Origin of the sequence: Variovorax stachyos (assembly GCF_051400855.1) — a bacterium.
Lineage (GTDB): Bacteria > Pseudomonadota > Gammaproteobacteria > Burkholderiales > Burkholderiaceae_C > Variovorax.
Genome location: NZ_JBLFFN010000058.1, coordinates 1 through 773, shown reverse-complemented (window position 1 = coordinate 773; position 773 = coordinate 1). Strand labels below are relative to the sequence as shown.

General features: G+C 70.6%; 1 protein-coding gene. It reads right to left on the bottom strand.

Going from position 1 to position 773, the window contains the following annotated elements; genetic code table 11:
- Positions 1-773 (bottom strand): condensation domain-containing protein (locus ACMGEZ_RS29680; RefSeq protein WP_436825861.1); only part of this gene is annotated, 773 nt, incomplete at both ends.

Below are 773 nucleotides of genomic sequence, written 5' to 3'. Positions count from 1 at the left end.
CGCTGGTGGTTGAACAGCACCTGGAACAGCGGGCTGCTGCCCAGGCTGCGCTCGGGCTGCAGGGCCTCGACCAGCTGCTCGAAGGGCAGGTCCTGGTGGGCCTGCGCACCGAGGGCGGCCTGCCTCGCCTGCTCCAGGACCTCGCCCAGGCTCGCGCGAGGCTCTACCCGGTTGCGCAGCACCTGCGTGTTCACGAAGAAGCCGATCACGCCCTCGGTCTCGACCCGGTGGCGGTTGGCGATGGGCACGCCCACGCGGATGTCCCCCTGGCCGCTGTAGCGGCTCAGCAGGACCTGCAGCCCTGCGAGCAGCACCATGAAGAGGGTGGCGCCCTGGCCCTGTGCGCGGCGCTGCAGCGCCTGCACCAGCGCCTGGGGCAATTCCAGTGCATGGCGCGCGGCCCGGTAGCGCCCGTCGGCGCGCCGCGCATGGTCGGTGGGCAGTTGCAGCACGGGGTGCTCGTCGTTCGAGCCGCCGAGCTGATCGCGCCAGTAGGCCAGCTGGCGCTCCCGCTCTCCGGCCTCCAGCCACTGGTGCTGCCACAGCGCATAGTCGGCGTACTGGATCGGCAGCGGCGCCAGCTGCGGTGCCTCATTCCCCTGCACCCTGGCGCTGTACTGCGCCACGAACTCGCGCACCAGCACCTGCATCGACCAGCCGTCGGAGACGATGTGGTGCATCACCACCACCAGCAGGTGTTCGTCCGGGCACAACCTGATCAGACCCACGCGCAGCAGAGGCCCTTCGCCCAGGTCGAAGGGCGTCTGGCTCAG